Source organism: Citrobacter sp. S-77 (assembly GCF_963864895.1).
Classification (GTDB): domain Bacteria; phylum Pseudomonadota; class Gammaproteobacteria; order Enterobacterales; family Enterobacteriaceae; genus Citrobacter; species Citrobacter murliniae.
On the sequence record NZ_CAWLWU010000002.1, the window covers coordinates 2,897,831 to 2,923,513 of the forward strand.

Annotated in this window: 23 protein-coding genes; 9 read left to right on the forward strand and 14 right to left on the reverse strand. The window is 43.6% G+C overall.

What is annotated here, in order from left to right:
- Positions 1 to 39 precede the first annotated feature (39 nt).
- The 8 genes from hisG to hisIE are packed head-to-tail and all read left to right on the forward strand — an operon-like array spanning position 40 to position 7,079.
- Positions 40 to 939 carry an ATP phosphoribosyltransferase gene (gene hisG / locus AACS05_RS14490; RefSeq protein ID WP_045444584.1) on the forward strand — a complete coding sequence of 300 codons (900 nt, stop codon included), beginning with the start codon at positions 40 to 42 and terminating at the stop codon, positions 937 to 939.
- Between the two features lie 5 nt (positions 940 to 944).
- A complete protein-coding gene (hisD, locus tag AACS05_RS14495; RefSeq protein ID WP_045444587.1) occupies positions 945 to 2,249 on the forward strand; it encodes a histidinol dehydrogenase in 1,305 nt (434 codons plus the stop codon).
- Positions 2,246 to 3,325 carry a histidinol-phosphate transaminase gene (gene hisC / locus AACS05_RS14500; protein WP_045444590.1) on the forward strand — a complete coding sequence of 360 codons (1,080 nt, stop codon included), beginning with the start codon at positions 2,246 to 2,248 and terminating at the stop codon, positions 3,323 to 3,325. The genes hisD and hisC overlap by 4 nt, the downstream gene beginning before the upstream one ends.
- Positions 3,322 to 4,389 carry a bifunctional histidinol-phosphatase/imidazoleglycerol-phosphate dehydratase HisB gene (hisB, locus tag AACS05_RS14505; RefSeq protein ID WP_045444593.1) on the forward strand — a complete coding sequence of 356 codons (1,068 nt, stop codon included), beginning with the start codon at positions 3,322 to 3,324 and terminating at the stop codon, positions 4,387 to 4,389. The genes hisC and hisB overlap by 4 nt, the downstream gene beginning before the upstream one ends.
- Positions 4,389 to 4,979, forward strand: a complete 591-nt coding sequence (gene hisH / locus AACS05_RS14510; protein WP_045444595.1) for an imidazole glycerol phosphate synthase subunit HisH — start codon at positions 4,389 to 4,391, stop codon at positions 4,977 to 4,979. The genes hisB and hisH overlap by 1 nt, the downstream gene beginning before the upstream one ends.
- The gene (gene hisA / locus AACS05_RS14515) at positions 4,979 to 5,716 is read left to right on the forward strand and encodes a 1-(5-phosphoribosyl)-5-[(5-phosphoribosylamino)methylideneamino]imidazole-4-carboxamide isomerase (RefSeq protein WP_045444597.1); all 738 of its coding nucleotides are present in this window, start codon (positions 4,979 to 4,981) and stop codon (positions 5,714 to 5,716) included. The genes hisH and hisA overlap by 1 nt, the downstream gene beginning before the upstream one ends.
- A complete protein-coding gene (hisF, locus tag AACS05_RS14520; protein ID WP_045444599.1) occupies positions 5,698 to 6,474 on the forward strand; it encodes an imidazole glycerol phosphate synthase subunit HisF in 777 nt (258 codons plus the stop codon). The genes hisA and hisF overlap by 19 nt, the downstream gene beginning before the upstream one ends.
- Positions 6,468 to 7,079: a bifunctional phosphoribosyl-AMP cyclohydrolase/phosphoribosyl-ATP diphosphatase HisIE gene (gene hisIE / locus AACS05_RS14525; protein ID WP_045444601.1), complete on the forward strand. Its 612-nt coding sequence runs from the start codon at positions 6,468 to 6,470 to the stop codon at positions 7,077 to 7,079. Before hisF ends, hisIE begins: the two co-directional genes overlap by 7 nt.
- Before the next feature lie 62 nt (positions 7,080 to 7,141).
- Here the strand turns inward: hisIE and wzzB are convergent, their stop codons facing one another.
- Entirely contained in the window at positions 7,142 to 8,125 is a 984-nt protein-coding gene (wzzB, locus tag AACS05_RS14530; protein ID WP_045444604.1) for an LPS O-antigen chain length determinant protein WzzB, read from the reverse strand.
- A gap of 354 nt (positions 8,126 to 8,479) precedes the next feature.
- Here wzzB and AACS05_RS14535 point away from each other — a divergent pair, with 354 nt between their 5' ends.
- On the forward strand, positions 8,480 to 9,484 hold the full coding sequence (locus AACS05_RS14535; protein ID WP_045444607.1) for an NAD-dependent epimerase: 1,005 nt from the start codon (positions 8,480 to 8,482) through the stop codon (positions 9,482 to 9,484).
- Positions 9,485 to 9,545: 61 nt separating this feature from the next.
- Here the strand turns inward: AACS05_RS14535 and ugd are convergent, their stop codons facing one another.
- The 13 genes from ugd to rfbH all read right to left on the reverse strand — a co-directional run bounded on the left by ugd (position 9,546) and on the right by rfbH (position 25,679).
- Positions 9,546 to 10,712, reverse strand: coding sequence for a UDP-glucose 6-dehydrogenase (gene ugd, locus AACS05_RS14540; protein ID WP_045444610.1), 1,167 nt, complete (start codon positions 10,710 to 10,712; stop codon positions 9,546 to 9,548).
- A 208-nt stretch (positions 10,713 to 10,920) separates the two neighbouring features.
- On the reverse strand, positions 10,921 to 12,327 hold the full coding sequence (gene gndA, locus AACS05_RS14545) for an NADP-dependent phosphogluconate dehydrogenase (RefSeq protein WP_045444613.1): 1,407 nt from the start codon (positions 12,325 to 12,327) through the stop codon (positions 10,921 to 10,923).
- Between the two features lie 148 nt (positions 12,328 to 12,475).
- A complete protein-coding gene (locus AACS05_RS14550; RefSeq protein ID WP_045444616.1) occupies positions 12,476 to 13,906 on the reverse strand; it encodes an undecaprenyl-phosphate galactose phosphotransferase in 1,431 nt (476 codons plus the stop codon).
- Positions 13,907 to 13,991: 85 nt separating this feature from the next.
- The gene (locus AACS05_RS14555) at positions 13,992 to 15,419 is read right to left on the reverse strand and encodes a phosphomannomutase (protein WP_045444619.1); all 1,428 of its coding nucleotides are present in this window, start codon (positions 15,417 to 15,419) and stop codon (positions 13,992 to 13,994) included.
- On the reverse strand, positions 15,403 to 16,845 hold the full coding sequence (locus tag AACS05_RS14560) for a mannose-1-phosphate guanylyltransferase/mannose-6-phosphate isomerase (RefSeq protein WP_045444622.1): 1,443 nt from the start codon (positions 16,843 to 16,845) through the stop codon (positions 15,403 to 15,405). Before AACS05_RS14560 ends, AACS05_RS14555 begins: the two co-directional genes overlap by 17 nt.
- Entirely contained in the window at positions 16,846 to 17,790 is a 945-nt protein-coding gene (locus AACS05_RS14565; RefSeq protein ID WP_045444625.1) for a glycosyltransferase family 2 protein, read from the reverse strand.
- Positions 17,791 to 17,797: 7 nt separating this feature from the next.
- Entirely contained in the window at positions 17,798 to 18,868 is a 1,071-nt protein-coding gene (locus tag AACS05_RS14570) for a glycosyltransferase (protein WP_045444628.1), read from the reverse strand.
- A gap of 1 nt (position 18,869) precedes the next feature.
- Positions 18,870 to 20,054, reverse strand: coding sequence for an O-antigen polymerase (locus AACS05_RS14575; RefSeq protein WP_045444631.1), 1,185 nt, complete (start codon positions 20,052 to 20,054; stop codon positions 18,870 to 18,872).
- Positions 20,055 to 20,103: 49 nt separating this feature from the next.
- The gene (locus tag AACS05_RS14580; RefSeq protein WP_045444634.1) at positions 20,104 to 21,105 is read right to left on the reverse strand and encodes a glycosyltransferase family 2 protein; all 1,002 of its coding nucleotides are present in this window, start codon (positions 21,103 to 21,105) and stop codon (positions 20,104 to 20,106) included.
- Position 21,106: 1 nt separating this feature from the next.
- Positions 21,107 to 22,405, reverse strand: a complete 1,299-nt coding sequence (locus tag AACS05_RS14585; protein WP_045444637.1) for an MATE family efflux transporter — start codon at positions 22,403 to 22,405, stop codon at positions 21,107 to 21,109.
- 71 nt (positions 22,406 to 22,476) lie between these two features.
- On the reverse strand, positions 22,477 to 23,493 hold the full coding sequence (gene rfbE, locus AACS05_RS14590; RefSeq protein ID WP_045444640.1) for a CDP-paratose 2-epimerase: 1,017 nt from the start codon (positions 23,491 to 23,493) through the stop codon (positions 22,477 to 22,479).
- Positions 23,493 to 24,314 carry an NAD-dependent epimerase/dehydratase gene (locus tag AACS05_RS14595; protein ID WP_339374225.1) on the reverse strand — a complete coding sequence of 274 codons (822 nt, stop codon included), beginning with the start codon at positions 24,312 to 24,314 and terminating at the stop codon, positions 23,493 to 23,495. The genes rfbE and AACS05_RS14595 overlap by 1 nt, the downstream gene beginning before the upstream one ends.
- Positions 24,315 to 24,365: 51 nt before the next feature.
- Positions 24,366 to 25,679 carry a lipopolysaccharide biosynthesis protein RfbH gene (rfbH, locus tag AACS05_RS14600; RefSeq protein WP_045444646.1) on the reverse strand — a complete coding sequence of 438 codons (1,314 nt, stop codon included), beginning with the start codon at positions 25,677 to 25,679 and terminating at the stop codon, positions 24,366 to 24,368.
- Between the last annotated feature and the right edge of the window lie 4 nt (positions 25,680 to 25,683).

A 25,683-nucleotide genomic window follows, 5' to 3' on the forward strand; every position in this document is an offset into this window, starting at 1 on the left:
AACCCAGACCGATTCAGACAGGATAACGAGGAACAGAGAATGTTAGACAACACCCGTTTACGCATAGCTATGCAGAAATCAGGCCGTTTAAGCGATGATTCACGCGAATTACTGGCCCGCTGTGGCATTAAAATTAATCTTCACACCCAGCGCCTGATTGCGATGGCAGAGAATATGCCGATTGATATTCTCCGCGTGCGTGATGACGATATCCCGGGTCTGGTAATGGATGGCGTCGTGGATCTTGGCATCATTGGTGAAAACGTTCTGGAAGAGGAACTGCTCAACCGACGGGCACAGGGCGAAGATCCACGCTACTTTACACTGCGTCGACTGGACTTCGGCGGCTGCCGTCTCTCGCTGGCTACCCCCGTTGACGAAGCATGGGACGGCCCGTCAGCGCTGGATGGCAAACGTATCGCGACCTCTTATCCGCACCTGCTCAAACGCTACCTCGATCAAAAAGGCGTCTCGTTTAAATCCTGTCTGTTAAACGGTTCTGTTGAAGTCGCACCGCGTGCCGGACTGGCCGATGCTATCTGTGATCTGGTTTCAACTGGCGCCACACTGGAAGCCAACGGCCTGCGTGAAGTGGAGGTCATTTACCGTTCCAAAGCCTGCCTGATTCAACGCGATGGCGAGATGGCTGAAGCCAAGCAACAGCTGATTGATAAATTACTGACCCGCATTCAGGGTGTTATCCAGGCCCGCGAATCCAAGTACATCATGATGCACGCTCCAAGCGAACGTCTGGAAGATGTCATCGCCCTGCTTCCTGGTGCTGAACGCCCAACCATTCTGCCGCTGGCGGGCGATCAGCAGCGCGTGGCAATGCACATGGTCAGCAGCGAAACCCTGTTCTGGGAAACCATGGAAAAACTGAAAGCGCTCGGTGCCAGCTCGATTCTGGTACTGCCGATTGAGAAGATGATGGAGTAATCGCCATGAGCTTTAGCACAATCATTGACTGGAATAGCTGTAGCCCCGAGCAACAACGCGAATTACTGATGCGCCCGGCAATTTCCGCCTCAGACAGCATCACCCGTACCGTCAGCGACATTCTGGATAACGTCAAATCACGTGGTGATACGGCGCTGCGCGAATACAGCGCAAAGTTTGATAAAACCACAGTCAGTGCGCTGAAAGTCAGCGCCGAAGACATTGCCGCCGCCAGCGCACGCCTGAGTGATGAGCTCAAGCAGGCCATGGCTGTGGCGGTAAACAACATCGAAACTTTCCATAACGCGCAAAAACTGCCACCAGTAGATATCGAAACGCAGCCCGGCGTGCGCTGCCAGCAGGTGACCCGTCCGGTGAACTCTGTTGGCCTGTATATTCCCGGAGGGTCTGCACCGCTCTTCTCTACGGTATTAATGCTTGCCACTCCGGCTCGTATAGCGGGATGCAAAAAAGTAGTGCTGTGTTCCCCGCCGCCTATTGCCGATGAAATTTTGTATGCGGCGCAGTTATGCGGAGTACAGGACGTGTTTAACGTCGGTGGCGCGCAGGCCATCGCTGCGCTGGCGTTTGGTAGCGAATCTGTACCGAAAGTGGACAAAATTTTCGGCCCCGGTAATGCCTTTGTGACCGAGGCCAAACGCCAGGTCAGCCAGCGTCTGGACGGTGCGGCAATCGATATGCCTGCGGGCCCGTCAGAAGTGCTGGTGATTGCCGACAGCGGCGCAACACCGGATTTCGTCGCCTCTGACTTACTTTCTCAGGCCGAACACGGACCGGACTCTCAGGTGATCCTGCTGACGCCGGATGCTGATATCGCACGCCGTGTCGCTGAAGCGGTAGAACGCCAGCTTGCTGAACTGCCTCGCGCGGAAACCGCTCGTCAGGCGTTAAGCGCCAGTCGCCTGATTGTGACTAAAGATTTGCAGCAATGCATCGCCATCTCTAATCAGTACGGTCCGGAACATTTGATTATTCAGACCCGTAACGCGCGGGAACTGGTTGATGACATCACCAGTGCCGGTTCGGTATTTCTCGGTGACTGGTCGCCGGAATCGGCGGGTGATTACGCTTCAGGTACCAACCACGTCCTGCCAACCTATGGCTATACGGCAACCTGCTCAAGTCTTGGGCTGGCTGATTTCCAGAAACGGATGACCGTACAGGAATTATCACCGCAAGGTTTCTCAGCCCTGGCCTCTACGATTGAAACGCTGGCCGCCGCTGAGCGACTGACCGCCCACAAAAATGCCGTCACCCTGCGTGTTAACGCCCTGAAGGAGCAAGCATGAGTACTGATAACATTCTCAGCGTTACCGATTTAGCCCGTAAAAATGTTCGTGAGCTGACGCCCTATCAGTCCGCCCGCCGTCTGGGCGGTAATGGCGATGTCTGGCTGAATGCTAATGAGTTTCCGACCGCTGTTGAATTCCAGTTAAGCCAGCAGACGCTAAACCGCTATCCGGAATGTCAGCCGAAAGCGGTGATCGAGAACTACGCCCAGTACGCAGACGTGAAACCACAGCAGGTACTGGTCAGTCGTGGGGCAGACGAAGGTATTGAGCTGTTGATCCGCGCGTTTTGTGAACCCGGCAAAGATGCGATTCTCTACTGCCCGCCAACCTATGGCATGTACAGCGTCAGCGCCGAAACCATCGGCGTTGAATGCCGCACCGTCCCTACTCTTGACGACTGGCAACTGGATTTACAGGGCATAGCTGAGAAGCTTGATGGTGTAAAGGTTGTCTACGTTTGCAGCCCGAATAATCCAACAGGTCAGTTGATCAACCCACAGGACCTGCGCTCACTGCTCGACATGACGCAGGGGAAAGCCATCGTGGTCGCCGATGAAGCCTATATTGAGTTTTGTCCGCAGGCAACGCTGGCAGGCTGGCTTTCTGAATATCCGAACCTGGTGGTCCTGCGCACGCTTTCCAAAGCGTTTGCCCTTGCAGGCTTGCGCTGCGGATTTACGCTGGCTAATGAAGAAATTATCAACCTGCTGCTGAAAGTGATTGCACCCTACCCGCTTTCTACCCCAGTGGCAGATATTGCCGCCCAGGCACTGACGCCACAAGGGATTTCAGCCATGCGTAAACGGGTGACGCAGATCCTGCAAGAGCGCCAGTATCTGGTCGATAACCTGAAAACAATCCCCTGCGTGGAGCAGGTTTTCACCTCTGAAACCAACTATATTCTGGCCCGCTTTACCGCCTCCAGTTCTGTGTTTAAATCTTTGTGGGATCAGGGCATTATCTTACGAGACCAGAACAAACAACCTTCGTTAAGCGGCTGCCTGCGTATTACTGTCGGAACCCGTGAAGAGAGCCAGCGCGTCATTGACGCCTTACGTGCGGAGCAAGTATGAGCCAGAAGTATCTTTTTATTGACCGTGATGGAACCCTGATTTCTGAACCGCCAAGTGACTTTCAGGTTGATCGCTTTGACAAGCTCGCTTTTGAGCCGGAGGTTGTCCCTGCGCTACTGAAACTGCAAAAGGCAGGTTATAAGCTGGTGATGATAACCAACCAGGATGGCCTGGGAACGCAAAGCTTCCCGCAGGTAGATTTTGACGGCCCACACAACCTGATGATGCAGATATTCACCTCTCAGGGGGTGGAATTTGATGAAGTATTGATCTGTCCGCATCTGCCAGCGGATGAATGCGAATGCCGTAAGCCAAAAGTGAAGCTGGTCGAACAGTACCTGGTTGAGCAAGCGCTGGACGCCGCGAACAGCTACGTCATTGGCGATCGGGCGACCGATATTCAACTTGCTGAAAACATGGGAATTACCGGATTACGCTATAACCGTGAAACCCTGAACTGGTCGATAATTGCCGAACAGTTAACCCGACGCGATCGTTACGCTCACGTTGAGCGTAATACCAAAGAAACACAGATTGACGTCAAAGTCTGGCTGGACCGCGAGGGTCGCAGCAAAATCAATACCGGCGTTGGTTTCTTTGACCACATGCTGGATCAAATTTCGACCCACGGCGGTTTTTGCATGGAAATTACCGTAAAAGGCGATCTGTATATCGACGATCACCACACGGTGGAAGATACCGGTCTGGCGCTGGGCGAAGCCTTAAAGCTGGCTCTGGGCGATAAACGCGGAATCAACCGTTTTGGTTTTGTACTGCCGATGGACGAGTGTCTGGCACGCTGTGCGCTGGATATTTCCGGGCGCCCTCACCTGGAATACCGGGCTGAATTTACCTATCAGCGCGTCGGCGATCTGAGCACGGAGATGATTGAACACTTTTTCCGTTCGCTCTCTTACACCATGGGTGTAACGCTGCATCTGAAAACCAAAGGCAAAAATGACCACCACCGCGTGGAAAGCTTGTTCAAAGCATTTGGTCGCACGCTGCGTCAGGCGATTCGCGTGGAAGGCGACACGCTTCCCTCCTCAAAAGGAGTGCTGTGATGAATGTGGTGATCCTCGATACTGGCTGCGCCAACCTGAACTCGGTGAAATCCGCCGTGGCGCGTCATGGATACGATCCTATTGTCAGTCGTGACGCCGATGTTGTACTGCGCGCCGATAAACTCTTTCTGCCCGGTGTTGGCACCGCGCAGTCGGCAATGGATCAGTTACAAGAACGAGAACTGATAGAGCTGATCAAAGCCTGTACACAACCTGTGTTAGGGATTTGTCTGGGCATGCAACTTCTCGGTCGCCGCAGCGAAGAAAGTAACGGTGTCGACCTGTTGGGCATTATTGAGCAGGACGTGCCCAAAATGACCGATTTTGGCCTGCCACTACCGCATATGGGCTGGAACCGCGTATATCCGCAGGCCGGGAACCGTCTGTTTCAGGGCATTGAGGACGGCGCATATTTTTATTTTGTGCACAGCTACGCCATGCCGGTGAATCCGTGGACCATCGCTCAGTGCAACTATGGCGAACCGTTTACCGCTGCAGTACAAAAAGACAATTTCTTCGGCGTGCAGTTTCACCCTGAACGTTCGGGTTTCGCAGGGGCGCAGTTGCTGAAAAACTTTCTGGAGATGTGATGATTATTCCGGCATTAGATTTAATCGACGGCACGGTTGTGCGCCTCCATCAGGGCGATTACGCGCAACAGCGCGATTACGGCAACGATCCCTTACCGCGTCTACAAGACTACGCCGCGCAAGGTGCGCAGGTTTTGCACCTGGTGGATTTGACCGGTGCAAAGGATCCGTTGAAACGACAAATACCGCTGATTAAAACGCTGGTCGCTGGCGTAAACGTTCCGGTACAGGTTGGCGGCGGCGTGCGCACTGAAGAGGACGTTGCAGCCCTGCTGGACGCGGGTGTTGCGCGTGTGGTTATCGGATCCACAGCGGTAAAATCTCCAGAGATGGTTAAAGGCTGGTTCACCCGCTTTGGCGCCGATGCGCTGGTACTGGCACTCGATGTGCGTATTGATGCCCAGGGTAACAAACAGGTAGCGGTCAGCGGCTGGCAGGAAGACTCCGGCGTTTCGCTGGAAGAACTGGTTGAGACCTATTTACCCGTTGGCCTGAAGCATGTGCTGTGTACAGATATCTCCCGCGATGGCACGCTGGCTGGCTCAAACGTCTCGCTTTATGAAGAGGTCTGCACCAGATACCCGCAGGTGGCATTTCAGTCCTCTGGCGGTATTGGTGATATTGAAGATGTGGCCGCTCTGCGCGGGACAGGCGTTCGCGGCGTGATCGTCGGCCGTGCTCTGCTGGAAGGTAAATTCACCGTTGAGGAGGCCATCCAATGCTGGCAAAACGCATAATTCCATGTCTGGACGTTCGCGATGGACAGGTTGTCAAAGGCGTCCAGTTTCGCAATCACGAAATCATTGGCGACATCGTGCCGCTGGCAAAACGTTATGCCGATGAAGGTGCGGATGAACTGGTGTTCTACGATATCACTGCTTCCAGCGATGGCCGTGTGGTTGATAAGAGCTGGGTTTCACGTGTGGCAGAAGTGATAGACATTCCGTTCTGTGTTGCTGGCGGCATTAAGTCGGCGGAAGACGCAGCCAAAATACTCACCTTTGGTGCAGACAAAATCTCAATCAATTCCCCTGCGCTGGCCGACCCGACGCTGATTACCCGCCTGGCTGACCGTTTTGGTGTGCAGTGCATTGTGGTAGGTATTGATACCTGGCATGACACAGAAACCGGAAAATATCACGTCAATCAATATACCGGTGATGAAAACCGTACCCGCGTCACCCAGTGGGAAACTCTCGACTGGGTAAAAGAAGTGCAAAAACTCGGGGCAGGCGAAATCGTCCTCAATATGATGAACCAGGACGGTGTTCGTAACGGCTACGATCTGGAGCAGCTAAAAAAAGTGCGCGAGGTTTGCCATGTTCCACTGATCGCCTCTGGTGGTGCAGGAACGATGGAACACTTCCTCGAGGCATTCAGAGATGCAGATGTCGACGGCGCACTCGCGGCTTCCGTCTTCCACAAACAGATAATTAATATTGGTGAATTAAAAACGTACCTGGCGACACAGGGCGTGGAGATCAGGATATGCTAACGAAGCAACAAAGCCGGGAACTTGACTGGGAAAAAACCGACGGACTGATTCCGGTCATTGTGCAACATGCGGTATCCGGGGAAGTATTGATGCTCGGCTATATGAACCTGGAGGCGATGGAGAAAACCCTCGAAAGCGGGAAAGTGACTTTTTTCTCGCGCACCAAACAGCGTTTGTGGACCAAAGGTGAAACCTCTGGCAACTTTCTCAATGTTGTCAGCATTACACCCGATTGCGATAACGACACCCTGTTGGTGCTGGTCAATCCAGTTGGACCAACCTGCCATAAAGGCACCAGCAGTTGTTTTGGTGAAGCAAGCCATCAGTGGCTTTTCCTGTATCAACTTGAACAACTGCTTGCTGAACGTAAAACGGCGGATCCTGCCAGCTCTTACACCGCGAAGCTTTATGCAAGTGGCACTAAACGAATTGCCCAGAAGGTCGGTGAAGAAGGTGTCGAGACCGCATTGGCCGCGACGGTGCATGATCGTTTCGAACTGACCAATGAAGCATCAGACCTGATGTATCACCTGTTGGTTCTGTTGCAGGACCAGGATCTCGATCTGACCACGGTGATTGAGAATTTACGTAAACGTCATCAGTAATCTGCAGACACAAAAAAACCGGGCAACGCCCGGTTTTTCTTTTGCAGTAAATAAATGATGACTTACTGCGCTTTTGCGTTGTAACTACGCAGAGCGTTGCGACCAAGAACCACACCCGCACCAATCATCCCACCCAGCAGTACTGCCAGAACCAGAGTAATTGCTTTTTTCGGACTATCACGACGCACAGGTAAGCTTGGTTTCATCACATAACGGTAGGAGTGCATCTCTGCCCCCTCAAGCTTCAGATTCTCGATATCCAAGAGCTTTTGTTTGGTCTGAAAGTAGCTGTCAGAGAACACCAGGGGACGTGTAGACTCATGCTCAATCATCGATTTCAGGGCTTCACTACCCAGAAGGAACATACTGTCCTGAGTAACATCCTGAGTTTGCTGGAGCTGCGGCTTGGTTACATTCGCCTGTTCGGCATAGCGCAATGCTTCCTGGATTTGCTTAATTCGCAATTCTTTTTGCTCCTGAGCAACCACTTCCTGAGTTTTCAAAGAGTCTTCAAGCGTAGTCGTTTGCAACTTGATGTTATCAGCCAAGTCGAGTTCAAGCTCTTTAGCAACTTTTTCATCAGTTTGTTGAATGTATTCAGACAGCTGACGCTGCGCATTTTCTGCTGAATTACCTACATAAGAAACCGCCAGCGGCAGCTGCTGACCTTTAACCGACGGCTCAATGGTCAATTTTTCTGGTTTTTCCTGGTTATCGAGTGTTTCGGCTAACGCAGAGAAAGACGTACTAAAACGACCAACCACATCCATCTGAAGATCTGTTACTTTTGGCGCACTGTTACCATATATAACGTTAAATGCGTTATTGTAGGTCGCAATTTGACCAACATCCGGCTGAGTAATAATTGCTGTGGAAGTCCATTTTTCTTTAGCAATCATCAGATAGCCTGCCGCCAGCGCAACCGCAACAATCACACAAACAATAATCGTCACTTTGCCACGCCACAACTGCACTACTAAATCAATCAAATCAATCTGTTCCGGATCGTTACTGCGCCCGGATGTGTTGTTATCGCCCACAGACATAAATACCCTAAATGAGGAAAAACCGAAACTGGAAATAGTGTAGTCATATATACGGGTAATGCCATAGGATTATTGATAAAAATCGCAGATTGTTTACAGGATTTTGATTGGTATTTTAATCATCACAGAAAAAGTTACTCAGGAAATCATTAACATCAACGTTCAGATGCCCGTTATTGAGGAATAATCTGATTAATCAACAAATTCACGTCATGAATATGTTTTTCATCACCAAAACAGAGGTTGGCGTAATGACACTTAACGATTATCTTTCTTGCCATCTAACGGTATCATTCTTGTTTTGTGGTGCCTGCTGGCACCTGGCTATAATTTAGCCTGAAAGAGGAACAAAAAATGAAATTTCTGGTTACGGGAGCCGCTGGTTTTATCGGCTTCCACGTTAGCAAGCGCCTCCTGAAGGCAGGCCACCAAGTCGTCGGTACTGATAATCTTAACGACTATTACGACGTGAACCTTAAACAAGCTCGTCTGGATTTACTGGCGCAACCCGGTTTCAATTTTCATAAAATTGATTTAGCCGATCGGGACACGATGGCTGAGCTTTTTTCAAGCGAGCATTTTGACCGTGTAATACATCTTGCCGCACAGGCTGGCGTACGTTATTCGCTCGAAAACCCGCACGCCTATGCTGACTCTAACCTTACTGGCTTTCTGAACGTGCTTGAAGGTTGTCGGCATAATAAAGTACAACATTTGCTCTATGCCTCCTCCAGTTCGGTATACGGCCTGAACCGCAAAATGCCTTTTTCTACGGATGATTCGGTCGACCATCCCGTTTCTCTGTATGCCGCGACCAAAAAAGCTAATGAACTAATGGCACACACGTATTCGCACCTGTACGGACTACCTACAACAGGCCTGCGCTTCTTTACTGTATACGGTCCATGGGGTCGCCCTGATATGGCTCTCTTTAAGTTCACCAAAGCGATGCTCGAAGGTAAAAGTATTGACGTCTATAACTTCGGAAAAATGAAGCGTGATTTTACCTATATTGATGATATCGCAGAGGCAATTATTCGCTTGCAGGACATCATTCCGCAGGTTGACGCACAATGGACCGTTGAGACCGGAACCCCGGCAACAAGCATTGCGCCCTATCGCGTGTACAATATTGGAAATAGTTCACCAGTTGAGCTGATGGATTACATCAAGGCACTGGAAGATGCCCTTGGTATTGAAGCCGCTAAAAATATGCTGCCACTACAGCCTGGCGACGTACTGGAAACCAGCGCAGATACTAAAGCACTGTATGAGATTATTGGTTTTAAACCCGAAACAACAGTTAAAAATGGCGTGAAAAACTTTGTTGACTGGTATCGTGATTTCTACAAAGTATAATTGCAGTCTGGTTTAATGTAATAAAAGGCCTTTCAAAAGGCCTTTTTTACAGAAACGATATTTAATCATTGCCAAACAGATCTCGCGTGTACACCTTTTCGGCGACATCATCCAGTTCCGGCGTCATACGGTTAGAAATAATAATATCTGCTTCATTCTTAAAGGCGTCTAAGTCACGTATCACTCGAGAACGGAAGAACTCATCCTCTTTCATGACGGGTTCATAAATAATAACGGGCACACCCTTAGCTTTAATCCGTTTCATTATTCCCTGAATGGAAGATGCACGGAAGTTATCAGAACCACTCTTCATAATCAGGCGATACACCCCCACCACCTTCGGCTTACGGGCGAGGATAGAGTCAGCAATAAAATCTTTACGCGTACGGTTAGCATCAACAATCGCGCCAATAATATTATTCGGTACTGAAGCATAGTTAGCCAACAACTGCTTAGTATCTTTCGGCAGGCAGTAGCCCCCGTAACCGAATGATGGGTTGTTGTAATGGTTGCCGATACGCGGATCCAGGCATACTCCTTCAATAATCTGACGCGAATTCAGCCCCAGACTCTCTGCATAGCTGTCCAGCTCGTTAAAATAGGCTACGCGCAGCGCAAGATAAGTGTTGGCGAAAAGCTTAATAGCTTCGGCTTCGGTAGAGTCGGTAAACAGGGTCGGAATATCTTTCTTCACGGCCCCTTCCTGTAGCAGTGCAGCAAAACGCTCGGCGCGCTCGGAACGCTCACCAATTACGATACGAGACGGATGCAGGTTGTCGTATAGCGCACGGCCTTCACGCAAAAACTCCGGCGAAAAAAAGATATTGTCGATACCCAACTGCTCCTTAATGGAATTCGTAAAGCCCACCGGAATGGTGGATTTTATGACCATCACTGCATTTGGATTAATTTCAACAACATCGCGGATTACTGATTCCACACTGGAGGTGTTGAAGTAGTTGGTTTTCGGGTCGTAATCAGTCGGGGTGGCGATAATAACGTAGTCAGCATCGCGGTAAGCATCATTCTTATCGGTTGTCGCACGGAAATTCAGCGGTTTCGTGGCCAGATACTCTTCGATCTCTTTATCAACAATCGGCGATTTTTTCTGATTCAGCATGTCGACTTTAGACTGAACGATATCCAGGGCAACCACTTCATGGTGCTGGGCGATCAGAATGCCGTTCGACAGGCCTACGTAACCTGTTCCTGAGATAGTTATCTTCATTCGCTCTGCAACTTCTTCCGGTTAAACATTTAAGGGTGAACGTGTCACCATCGTTAGACCCAACTTTGTCGTATCGGATCAGCCTGCAATCATTATATCGTGATTTATAACTGTAAGGCCTATCAGACCAAGCCGAATGCCGTTTTTTGCCCATAAAAAAGCCCAGAGGAGCGCTCCGGGCCTGCATTTACGATTGGGTTAAATCAGATTAATCCAGCCATTCGGTGTGGAACACACCTTCTTTATCAGTGCGTTTATAGGTGTGTGCACCGAAGTAGTCACGCTGAGCCTGAATCAGGTTCGCCGGCAATACCGCAGAACGGTAGCTGTCATAGTATGCTACGGCGGCAGAGAACGTCGGTACCGGGATACCATTCTGCACAGCATAAGCCACTACATCACGCAGCGCCTGCTGATATTCGTCAGCGATGTTTTTGAAGTAAGGAGCCAACAGCAGATTTGCGATGCCTTTGTTTTCAGCATAAGCATCGGTGATCTTCTGCAGGAACTGAGCGCGAATGATACAGCCTGCGCGGAAGATCTTCGCGATTTCACCGTAATTCAGATCCCAGTTGTACTCGTCAGACGCAGCGCGCAGTTGAGAGAAACCCTGCGCATAGGAGACGATTTTGCCCAGGTACAGAGCGCGACGTACTTTCTCAACGAACTCTGCTTTATCACCAGCCAGTTTAGCCTGCGGACCAGACAGCACTTTAGATGCAGCAACACGCTGGTCTTTAAGGGAGGAGATGTAACGAGCGAATACAGACTCAGTGATCAGAGACAGGGGTTCCCCAAGATCCAGAGAACTTTGGCTGGTCCATTTACCGGTACCTTTGTTCGCAGCTTCATCCAGGATCACATCAACCAAATATTTACCGTCTTCATCCTTTTTAGTGAAGATATCTTTGGTGATGTCAATCAGGTAGCTGCTTAATTCACCTTCGTTCCACTCGGTGAAGGTGGTCGCCAGCTCTTCGTTAGACAGGTTCAAACCACCTTTCAGCAGAGAGTAGGCTTCAGCAATCAACTGCATGTCACCGTATTCAATACCGTTGTGGACCATCTTCACATAGTGGCCCGCACCATCGGCGCCAATATAGGTTACACATGGCTCACCATCTTCGGCAACAGCTGCGATTTTGGTCAGAATTGGCGCGACCAGTTCGTAAGCCTCTTTCTGCCCACCAGGCATGATAGAAGGCCCTTTCAGTGCGCCCTCTTCACCACCGGACACGCCGGTACCGATGAAGTTAAAGCCTTCGGCCGACAGTTCACGATTGCGACGAATGGTGTCCTGGAAGAAGGTGTTACCGCCATCAATAATGATATCGCCTTTGTCCAGATACGGCTTCAGGGAATCAATGGCAGCGTCTGTACCTGCTCCCGCTTTCACCATTAACAGGATACGACGAGGCGTTTCGAGGGATTCAACAAACTCTTTTACCGTGTAGTAAGGCACCAGTTTCTTGCCAGGGTTCTCGGCAATCACTTCTTCGGTCTTTTCACGGGAGCGGTTGAAAACGGAGACGGTATAACCACGGCTTTCGATGTTGAGCGCCAGGTTGCGCCCCATCACTGCCATACCGACGACGCCGATCTGTTGCTTGGACATTACATACTCCTGTCAGGTGTGGTTACCCACCGGGACAAACTCCGGGGGCTTAAGTGAATAGCATGTTAACTCAGAGGCAAGGCAGGAAGGTAGTAATTGATGTACCAGAGCTTCCTTTTGGGTAGTAATCAGCCATGTCTAACGAGACTCAATACGCGCCGTCTCGATGTAAAACAACCTTCACTGTCTTAAACAAAATGGCAATATCATTCCAGAGTGTCCAGTTCTTGACATACCAAGAGTCAAAGTACACACGCGTTTCATAGTCCACATCATTGCGACCACTAACTTGCCACAGACCTGTCATTCCTGGTTTTGCCATCAAATAATAGTCAACATCATCACAATACCGTTCAAGTTCATCCGAAATGATTGGGCGTGGCCCAACCAAACTCATCTCACCTTTTAATACATTGAACAGTTGGGGTAATTCATCAAGACTTGTTTTTCGAATAAAACGCCCAACAGCAGTAATGCGAGGATCATTTTTAAGTTTAAAATCTTTTTCCCACTCAGCTCTCGCATCGGGATCTTTATCCAGAAGATCTTTCAATACTTCTTGCGAATTCATCACCATTGAACGAAATTTATAACACGGAAATAATTTACCGTTCCGCCCTACGCGTTGATGGCCGTAAATCGCTGGACCTCCATCTCGGGTAACTTTATACCAAAGATAAATCATAAGGGGTGATGCCACTAATAGAATTAATATTGAACAAACGATGTCAAATGTTCGTTTAAGGAAACGGGAGGTACGCTTTGCAAGATTGTTCTGTATCCTTAACAGCATAACTTCATGGCTAAAAATAAAGGACATATCTGTATTATACAATGGCAATCCGCGAAAAGAAGGAACCACAGTTACTGATCGGCAATGATGCTTTGATAACTCACGAAGCCAAAATTGTGTTTTATCTAACTCAGTATATTCATAGGCAAGAATATAATGAATATCACCTGTACGATTCAAACTCCAGATTTCTTTATCTTCTTTTATTATTGGTAACCCATTAATCTCAGAATGAATTGCATCAGTATCAAAGAAAGCAACAACATCAAATCCCATCATCTCTTCACTCTGAAGAGCACTGTATGCTCCGAGTGCATTTTGGCCACTTCCGAGAATGATGGTTTTCTTCTTCCAGATTCCAAGTTTGTTAAGCAAATGCTTTGTAAGTACACGGAAGAATGGCACCAATACAAGCGCAAATGTCCAGCAAAAAACCCAGACATACCGTGAAAATTGCCACTTAGAAAAGGCGCTTAAAGCCAGGTCAAATACAGCAAAAATAACAATGGTACGAAAAATTTCTTTCAACTCATACCAGAATGGCTTGCGATACGTATAATGCCGTAATCGAATCCAAAACCATCCCACACATACTATAGATAAAATGAAGTGGGAGATAAATCGTGTATCCAGCTGTTCTTGTGGAACAAAACGCTGAACTTCATCAAAAATTAAATATACACAACCTAATGACAGCCATAGTGCCACATTAAAAAAGACCAAATCAGATATGGCTAAAAAAAGCTTACACAACTGTGGATTATACTTATTATCAATATTATCCATTTAACCCTCACCCTCTAAATGGGTATAAAAAACAAGATAAAATCACTGTTCTTTTGAACATGCTTCGAGATAAATTTAGAAAATCTTAGCTTTCATCCCTGATACGAACAAGAACAGTTTCTACAATATCTTGAGCAATTACCAATGAATTCGCCTCGGCATAACAACGCAACTCAGGTGCATTCCCTGAAGGTCGTAAATGCACAATACTCCCACTACCAAGCGTAATTCTTATCCCATCAGTGATATCTACAGAGACAGCGATTTCATCTTGTAAACCAATACTATTGAGCAATGATTGCTGATTTACAGCTCCCATATCAATTAGTTTTCGGCTCTTTTCAAAGCAGATATTCTGTAATCGGTCAGAATGGGTGTACCTGCGGGGAAGTTGTTCAACAAGACTGCTAATATTTTTCTCTCTACTACTGTAAAGAAGCATAATCGCTGGTAATAGTGCATCACGAGTCGGCAATGCTGATAAAACTTCACCATTAATAGTGACATCACTTCCTAATAAGAAACCTCCGTTAGCTTCAAACCCGGCAATACGGTCATAGTTCTGCGATAATTCAGAAAACGCAGCTATAACATAGGGTGAACCAATCTTAGTAAGTTCTACATGTTTAAAGTAATGACCGGAAGATATGACACTATTACAACTCACAGGAATAGCAACAGCATCTACAGATAAGGCAAGCGAACACAACAGTCCTAAAATATCCCCTCTCAACCACTGCCCTTTCTCATCAGAAATTAAAGGTCGATCTCCATCTCCGTCAGTAGAAAAGATGGCATCCAATTCAAAATCCTTTACCCATTTAAGTGCTTTCGCTCTATCCTTTTCGCTTACCGCTTCAGTATCTATAGGTACGAAGCTATCACTCCGATCCAGACTGATAACTTCAGCCCCTAAAGCTTTAAATAAAGGTTTATAAAGATCGCGCCCAGCACTTGAGTGCTCATAAATACCAATACGCTTTCTCTTCAAAAACGGTGTAGGGAACAGAGAAAGATAGCGTGAGATGTAATTTTCAGCAGCAACTGGTGAAACAGACAATTCTTCAAGCACTAGTTGATTACATGTAGCTTGAGTATTCAGAATTGCTAGCTCATCAGCTTTTGTAATTTCGCCATCAGGACGGTAGAACTTCAATCCATTACGATCAAAAGGTATGTGGCTACCTGTCACCATAATCGCTGGAATTTTATCTGCCATAGACTGAAGCGCTAAGGCTGGTGTTGGAATAACACCGTAGAAAATCGCATTGATGCCTTTATCGGCCAATGCTGCGGCACAAGCCTGGGCCATAGCATAGCTGCTTGGTCGATTGTCTATTGCCAGCGCTATTGCATCGAAAGAAAAACGTTGCTGCATAACAGCCACAAACGAAACGGTGAAAGCAGCGCATACGGTCGGTGTAAAATCGGTCACCAGACCACGAGCACCACTGGTTCCAAAAGCGATACCTGAGGTGTTAATTACATCGTGGCTATTACAAACTGTGTTCATCAGTCCCTTCCTCCAGAAATCCTGAACGCTGCTCTAAACGAATAATATCATCCTCACCAAGATAGGTACCTGATTGGATTTCAATTAGCTCCAATGGGACAACCCCTGGGTTTTCTAGCGCATGAATAGTGTTAAGTGGTATAAATGTTGACTCGTTCTCCGACACGATAAATGTCTGCTCCCCCTTAGTAACGCGGGCGGTTCCAGATACCACTATCCAGTGTTCTGCTCGATGCTGATGCATCTGCGCGACAAATTTTTCACCGGGCTTAACACTTATTCGTTTGACCAAATAATTGTCACCGCTATCAATTACGTTATATTTTCCCCAAGGGCGGAAAACTTCTAAATGTTGCTTATATTCGGTTCTGTTGTTATTTTTCAGATAATCTACGATTTTTTTGACATCTTGAACCGAATCTTTACTCGAAACCAATAAAGCATCAGCAGTCTGAATAATAACAAGATTACTTACTCCTACAGTACTGATAAATGAGTTTTCAGAGTAGATGTAGTTATCTTTACTGTTATGTGTAAAAACGTCGCCATGTAAGACATTGCGCTGCTGATCTTTTTCTGAAATATCCCAAAGTGAAGACCAGGAACCAACGTCCGACCAGCCAGCACTCATAGGTACAACTACTGCATGATGGGTATGCTCCATAACCGCATAATCGATAGAATCACTCGGGCACAAACTGAATGCCTCTTTATTAATACGGATGAAGTCAAGATCGGGATTGATATGGCCTACAGCTTTCTCACAGGCACTATATATATCAGGTGATAATTTTTTTAATTCGTTCAAATAGGAACTTACTCGGAATAAAAACATTCCACTGTTCCAGTAATACTTCCCGGACGCAAGGTAGTGACAGGCCGTATCAAAATCTGGTTTTTCCACAAACTCTGCTACAGTAAAAGCATCATCCCCAATTGCCTCGCCCCGGAGTATATAACCATAACCAGTTTCAGCCTGCGTAGGAACGATACCGAAAGTTACAAGTTTACCTTGCTCCGCGAGAGGCTCAGCCTGTTTAATGGCCTGAATAAAAGCTTCTTCGTCACGAATGACATGATCTGCAGCAAGAACTAACAAGAGAGGGTCTTCGCCATCGGAATTCTGGAGTGAACAAAACGCAGCAAGTGCTATGGCCGGAGCTGTATTACGCCCAACAGGCTCCAAAATAATATTATTCGCGAGTTTATCAATGGCACGAAGCTGCTCAGCCACAAGAAAGCGATGTTTATCATTGCAAATGACCACCGGCGCTTCAACTGAAAGTGGAGCCAATCGCATAATGGTATTCTGCAGCATTGATAATTTACCCTCAATGCTAAGGAATTGCTTCGGATGATGTTCGCGGGACAACGGCCACAAGCGGCTACCGGTGCCACCAGCCATAATTACGGGAAGAACTGACATTTATCTTATCTCTTTTGATTCAGAGCGTTTAAAATTATTCCAATAACTCTTATACATACTTAAAAACCGGCATAGCGGTAAGGGAAGTGATTGCCAGCGTTTTCCTAACTTATAACCAAGTAACTTAGCGAACGTTGTCAATAATGCTCTTGGGATCCATAAAGGTGCTTTTTTAAGAAGAAAACAAATCTCTGATTTAACAAAACGCGAGCCTTCCCCTCCGGCACCGCCAAAATCCTGTTGAATCCAGGGATTACAAGCATGGAAAACACCCGTATCAAAATATCGTTGGAATTCTTCTCGCGGGCTATAATTATGAGAATGCCTCACAACGGCCGTTCCACAATAAGCCACTTTGTAGCCTGCTTGAATCATCTTAGCAGCCATAAACATATCCTCAGCTAGGATCGTATGCTCAGGAAACCCGCCTAATTTTTCAAAAACAGAACGACGGTAAGCTGCAAAAGAATTCGACATAAATACGGTTTTAATACCAAAGGTTTTTATATCTGACTTACTCTTAATTTGTGATGTTGAACCGTAGTTAAAATTACGGGCATGTACTGCCAAAGGATTAGCGTCAAGATGCGGGATTTGTCTTCCGCAAACAGCGGCGACGTCTGGATCCTGAAATACTTCGATCATGTTAGCTAGTGCATCTTCATTATCAAAAATTGCATCTTGAGTTAAAAAAACTATTAACTCACTGTCACTAGCTTGAGATAACGCTCTATTTCTAGTCCCACCATGATTAAATTCACTGGAAGGAATTTTGATTAATTTGCAGTCAAACTCGAATGCTATCTCTCTAGTATTATCAATTGATGAGGAGTCTATGACAATTAGCTCAGATGGCTGTAGAGTTTGTTTCTGTAGAGCCACAAACCACTCTTTCCACCTTTCACCAGCATTATAGGTTGGTACAATTAATGTAAATGAAAACATATTTCGGCTAATCCAACAATTCTAATATTTTATTTCCAATACTGAATTTATCAACCACATAAAGATTTTCATGCTGCTGAATACCCTCAGCCCCCACGTCTGTAGCAACGACCCTCGCGCCAGCGTCAAGCATTTGAAGAACCTTAATTTTAACGCCAGCACCATATAATAATGGAGCCACGCTTAAATCTGCCTTCTGAAAGGCCAACGTTGGATCAGATACAGCTCCAATCACATGTACATGTGGAACACATTTACCGATAATCTTAAGTATTGGCCGCGGACCTAAACCTAAAATCCAAAGATGGAGATTTGGCTGTTGCTTAATCAGTTTAAAAAAAACAAAAAAGACAAACCATACTATGGACCAATGATTTTCGGAACGTTTCATATTACCAAAAAAGATAATATTTTTATTTTTTCCAAACTCAGAAACTACACGTTCAATCGGGACAGAATTGAAAACCTCCCCCACCTTTTGAATACCAAGGTCGGCAACACTAACCTGTCCTTTATAATTCATAGCCTGAATTAATTCACTATCTTTTTTAGACATTGTTATTATAGACTTTAATCTTTTAAATAGATCAGATTCAATTCTTAAGATTGTTGAGTTGATCGGGCGTTTAGTTAAAGAGCGGCTGGTTCTTTGGGACACAACGTCATGTGCAAAGTAAACGATATTATCATGTGAGATATGTTTTACCAAGCCTAAGACAGAAGGAAAATCAAGCCAAATCATATCATATTTTTTATGTGACATTTTATATTTCACACGATCGACTAGCTCTTCACTAACTCTAGTAAAAAACCACGGCGCTACAAAAGATTTATGTTTAAGATTAAAACGCACTCCATTAAAATATTCTCTTTTCCCCACATTCATTAATTCATATGTATGACATAATGATTTTATCTCGGGGTTTTCATATTGAGATGATGGTGCAATTACAATAACATCGACTTCACTGCCATTCCTAATATGCCTTTTTAAATTATCGCCACAAATTGCCTCTCCTGCACCAATCGTTCCTTTAGCCCCAGGATGAAAGGCACTGATAAAAAGTACTTTATACATTTCAGTTACTAACCATTTTTTTTAGTGGAAGCAGTTTATAAATGAAATAGAAAATCACCATACATATTAATAATAATGAAATATATTTCACACCATAAGTTAGATCTTTCCTCATTGCCACAAAAATCAATGAAACAATTGGGAATTGATAAATTATCAGACCATTTTTTTTTGCTATTCTGTAAAAAATAACCAACATAATTCCGAGTATTAATCCGTGAAGAAACACACCTAAAAAACCCAATGAATGAAATGCTTCAGTAAATATAAACTGACCACCTTTATCTTCATAAAATCGTACTTCACTATTTTCAAACAAAGACTGTTTGTCTAAACCAAATATATTATATATAAATGCTGGTATAATAAAAAGCACAGGTGAAAATAGTTCCAGAACTCCCCCATAGGGCAAATTATTGTGCAAATGAGTTCTAACTTCATTGGCTAACGTAGCTAATGAAAAGTGTGTTTCATACATGATAGCAAATGGTATTGCAGTCAAAACACTTCCACCTGATGTTGAAGAACTCTCACGCAAATATAAACCAAACCCTGCGACAAAAAGCATGATAGAAACAATAGAGAAAATATTAATAACACGCCTTACATTTATTTTATTAATAAATAGATAATGTGATATAAAGCACAATAAAAGCAATATTAGATTTTCTCTCCGTCCTTGTATGAATATGGATACTAATATAATCAAAGATATCAAGATTATTATTTTGTTAGATCTGGTGACCATTTTTAATTTTACACGCACACTTGTCAAAAGAGCGTAAATAGATAATAACCCAGCTGTAGATATCAGCACGTCCCTAGTCTCATTCGCTGCGCTACCCTCATAAATAGGAGTGTATGATGTATGCAGAAAAGAGATATATCCACCATATGATGCAACCCCTAAAGAGAACACAACAGATGCAAAGATAATGAAGCAAAAGGAACAAAAACATATAAAATTTGTGTTATCAAAATCTTTAATTTCGATCAACCTTATTTTTAAAAAAGTAAGATAACCAATAAAAGCTCCAACAATACCTATTGCTGCCACATATAACACATCATTTACAGTATCGGGGTAAGCCAATGCACCTAAGGGCGATAAAAAGGGAAACTGTAGATAAATTATTCCACAAGTAAAATATAAACCAATGACAAGCACCCAAACGATTAACACCATAATCATTTCTCATCGTTATATAAAAGATTTATGATTAATGTATACAATACTATGCAAATATTTTTTTAACTAATTCTTTTATTAATTTAAATTTCTTAAAAGAAGAAGCAAGGCTTTTGAATTTAAACAAAAAATATGTAGCTATCTTTGGATAACCTAACGTCTTATAGAAAGCAGCTAGTTCAGATCGATCTGAGGCATTACCGTAACACGCCATAGCCAAAGAAGTGTAAAACCATGGGCGCTCTTTCAATAACACAGTTCCAAATGAGGAGAAAATGTCCTTATTAGCGCTATATAAATCTTTTCTCAACTTTAAGTAACCTATAAAATCGATTTTAATTCGACGAGCTCTCCCATTACTCTCGAAAGTATCATTATCACCTCGACAATAAGCTAGTGGTTTCGATATATATTGTAAGGTTGCATGTGGGTTATTGATTATATTTAATAAAATAAATACATGGGAATAAGCTGTTCCTATATAAGAATCATCAAATTTCACATTAGACCATTTCTCTTTTTTAACTATAATTGAACTTAAATAGCTAAATACACCACCAACTGAATTACACTTATTAAAATATTCGATATAATCAGAATCATTTCTAAAATAAAATAATCTGCTTCCTCCTGATATCCATCGCCTATGCGGATTAGATACCTTTGTCATAGAAATATCAAACTCCTTTCTATCACATAAATAAATATCAAAACCATCAGCTAGTTTTTTTTCCATCAATGCAAGTGCATTATTTGCCAGAAGGTCATCACTGCCAAATATCCAGCAGTAATCACCAGTACCCATATTAACAGCGGCTAAATAGTTTCTGTCTGGGCCAATGTTCTCTGTATGCTGTTGAAATATAATTGGGAAATTATATTTACTCCTCCAAATATCTATAGATTCTCTAGTGTTATCTGTTGATGCATTATCTGAAATGCATACTTCAATATTTAATGAATGAGGTAGCTGATTACTAATACTATATAAAAGCTCATCAACGAATTGTGATCTATTATATGTTGGAATACAAAAAGATACTTTCATGTTACGCTAAACCTTTAATTTTATATATATAGTACACAGGCAACCCCCAAAAAACTGTTAATGCAAATGAAATAATCAGCCCCCATAAAATGCCGACAATCCCATAACTTCCAGCCAGAATCCATTGAGCCGCTCCACCGATCAAAGCCTGGCAAGGAACTATGAACCAAAGAATTCTTAATTGGTTCATACTTTGAAGTAACATAGCAAATGTATCACACCAGACGCGAAGACTAAAATATACTGCAAGTAAGACAAACGCCATACCACTAATACGGTAATCAATATTTTTAGCTATGATGCTATAAATGTAACTTTTAAAAATAAAAATGAATAAAGTGCTACAACTAATAAAAAGAACCCCACCAAAAACATTAATGAACACTAATTTATTTAGCTTCTCCCATTGCATTTTAACTCGTAGTTCGGCACATAATGGCCATAAAGCCTGTAATACAGCCGTATAAATAAAAAATACCAAACCAAAAATCTTCATCGTTACTGTATATTTAACAATATCTGTAGCAGATAATTTCTGTGAGATAACAATATAATCAGCCTGTAGTACCAATATTGATAAAAACGAAAACATTAGGAAACCAGTAGAGCGTGATAATAAAGACTTATAATTATCAAGACTTACGTCAATCTTTATAATTTTTATATATCGATATAGTGTGTATAGAATTGGTAGCAAGGCAACAGGTGCATATAATGCTATTAAAGAAGTTGTAATGTTTGCATTCAAATTCAAGTAGCGTATGAGAAAAACACCGAGCAACCCCAACATATAGGATGCCGCATTAATTGCGTTTGCTTTCCATCCCAATTGTTCAGCAAATAATATCTTATATACTACATTCCCAATCCCGACAGTTATAAATATTACACTTGCTATAAAAAAAGGGGTAGCCAAACCATTTTTCATCTCATAGCTAAATGAAGATAGATATAGAGATGACACTTTGCCTGACAGTAAAAACAATGTGCCAGAAAATATAATTAAGGATGCGAATAAGATGTGTATTGCAGCTTTAATATATGAATCATACGATTCATTCTTTACTCTCAACTCAGATATATAATTCTGTAAGCTACTGCCAACACCAATATCTGCAATGCTAAACCAAATTAATAAACCAGTTAAAAGTGTAAATATTGCGTATGATTCTTCTCCTAATATTTCCAGTAAAAATTTTATACTTACTAACTGAACACTTGCGATTATTATTTTTGATAACCAAGAAGAAGCAGCAATAATAAGGTGTTTTGGAACATTAGCCAACCTCAATACTCTCATAATGGTTTCAACTTATATATCCCATGAAGATTAATGTATATTAAATCATGCCCGCCTTCACGGGCAATATATCAGATGGTACTTGTCCAATCATACATCTTGTGGACACCATCTGTTGCAGAGACATTTGGGGCCCAACCAATTGCATTGCTAATTTTTGTAATATCGGCAACAAAAACTCGCTGATCACTCTCTCTCACAGGTAAATTTGTATATTTCATTTCTATTTCGCTATACTCTTCAAGTAATTTGAAGAGTTCAAGTAAAGACAGACTGTTAGCAATAGTCCCTCCCACATTAAAGGCATTACCTCTAATTTTTGACACATTAGCTAGAGCCGTAAAATACAATGAAATCATATCTTCAGCATGTAATACATCTCTGACTTGTTTGCCGTTCCCAGAAATAGTAAAGGGTTTAGTAATACCTTTTTTTATTTCAACTGCTTTTTGGCAAAACCAACCAACCCAACCCTGATCATAGCTAGCAAATTGTCTACCACCATACATGGATGAATGTCTGAACACTACCGTGTTTAAGCCAAAAATCCTCGCATAATCAAGCATATATTGGTCTGCAGCACCTTTAGAACATCCATAAGGCGAATGAAAATCTAGCTGGGTTGTCTCATCAAACCCATTGGGTCTATCAGTACAGGTATACCTAGTTTCAGTTTCCCTGTATTCATACTGCTCCAGATCTCCATATACTTTATTCGTAGATGAATAAATTATGTTACATCTTGGCTGATACTGCCTTACTGCCTCTAATAAGTTTAATGTACCACCTGTATTAATTTCAAAATCCATGCAAGGGTTATCAATGGATGTGGTCATTGCCACCTGTCCTGCCAGATGGAAACAGCTATCTGGCATATACTTAGTAATTAATCTTGTAACATCATTTTTATTTCGAATATCACCATGTACAAAATCAAATTTTCCTAATGAAGAGAGCCACTGTAAATTATTTATCGCACCTTTGCGTGATAAATTATCAAATACAATGACCTCAAATCCTTGGTTAATGGCATAAGAGGCCAAATTACTCCCAAGAAAACCACAGCCCCCAGTAATTAAAAGTTTCATTATTTTTCCTTCTCAACTATTTCAGATATTGCGTTAACTAGAGAATACTCTCTTTGCCAGCCTATTTTCTTAAGCTCTGTTACATTAGCACAGCTATACATTAACTCATTCTCTCTTTGTTCCACTGCACCGAACTCAATTTCAGAACAACTTTTAGTAATTCTTTGGACGGTCTCAACATATTCGCGAATAGATACAGCCTCGCCGCTTCCTACTTCTATTGTGTGAAACTTCGGAAACTCATGGATATGATTTAAAATGCAGTCAAATGCGGATAGCAGATCTTTAATGTATATAAAATCTCTCTTTTGTGACCCTGAAGTCAATTTTATAGCTTTGTTATTTAAGCAACTTCTTATAACCATACTTGTAAATTTACCATCTCCATCAAAAGCACCAAAAAAATGCTCTAACTTCAATTCTAAAAACTTATTATCTGTCTTATTTATAATTACCCGTGCAATTTCAGGCAATTTTTGTTTCGTGTACGCATATAGATTTACATCTTGTGGTAATGATGTACCACAATTTATAAAAACAGAATTAAATGATGTAATGGACTCTATTACTTTGATAGGCAAGAGAATATTGCTTTCCAAAAGCACAGATGCTGATTCGTTATTTCTTCCATAGCAAGCAGCAGTATTAACAACAATGTCGGGCTTAAATTTTATAATCTTTTCAACCCACTCACTATCTGTAGTATAAATAATATTTTTTCTGTAATCCCCACTTTTTTTCTTCCTTGCCAAACCAACTACCGAATGTTGGCTTTCAAAGTAAGACATAAGTTGTGAACCAAGATATCCAAATGCTCCCATGACGAGAATTTTCATATAGTTAAAGGGGAATTCATTCCCCTCCCTCAAAAATTAGAAATTCAGACCAAAGAACTCTTCAAATTTGCTAACTACGTAGTCCAAATGCTCAGTAGTTAGTCCTGGGTAAATACCAATCCAGAAGGTTTGATTCATTATGCGATCTGTATTTTTTAATTCACCCACCACTCGGTACTTCACATTCGCAAAATACGGTTGACGAGTCAGATTACCTGCGAATAACAGACGGGTACCGATTTTGGCTTCATCAAGAAACTTAACTAAATCGATACGTTCAACGCCACTCGTTTCTTTAAGAGTGATCGGGAAACCAAACCAGGATGGGTCAGATTTCTCTGTGGCTTCCGGTAACTCAAGAAACTCAGCACAGGATTGCAAACCTTGCTTGAGATATGCAAAGTTCTCTTTGCGTTTTTGTACGAACTCTTCAACACGTTCTAATTGTGCCAAGCCACATGCAGCCTGCATATCCGTAATTTTCAGGTTATAACCCAAATGAGAGTAGGTATATTTATGGTCGTATCCGAACGGCAGAGAACCCAGTTGCTGTCCAAAACGTTTACCACAGGTATTATCGCAACCTGGTGCACAATAACAATCACGTCCCCAGTCACGGAAGGATTCAATCAGTTTCTTTAATTCGCCTGATTTGGTAAAGACAGCCCCGCCTTCTCCCATTGTGATATGGTGTGCAGGATAGAAACTCACAGTACCAATATCACCAAAAGTACCGACCATTTGACCATCATAAGTAGATCCGAGCGCATCGCAGCAGTCTTCGATAAGCCAAAGATTATACTTATCAGCAATACGGCGCACTTCCGTTAAATCAAACGTATTACCCAGTGTATGGGCGATCATAATCGCTTTTGATTTTTCACTCACTGCGGCTTCAATAAGTGAAGCGTCAACATTATAAGTAGGGATATCAACATCCACAAAAACAGGAATCAATCCATTCTGGATTGTTGGGTTAACTGTGGTTGGAAACCCTGCTGCTACGGTAATAACTTCATCACCAGGCTTGAGCGCACGATCACCAAGTTTCGGTGACGTTAATGCTGTTAAAGCCAACAAGTTCGCTGATGAGCCTGAAGTGGTTGTTAATACGTGAGGCACGCCAATAAACTCACCGAGTTTCTTCTCGAAAGCATCATTAAAACGACCCGTTGTAAGCCATCCATCTAAAGATGCTTCAACCATCAATTGCAATTCTTTCGCACCAATAACCTTCCCTGAAGGTGGGACGACACTCACACCTGCATTAAATGGTTTTGGGCTCAGTGCCTCATCGGCATACTCAGCAACGAGTTTGGATATTTGTTCACGCAGGTTTTTTGCTGTCATTGCT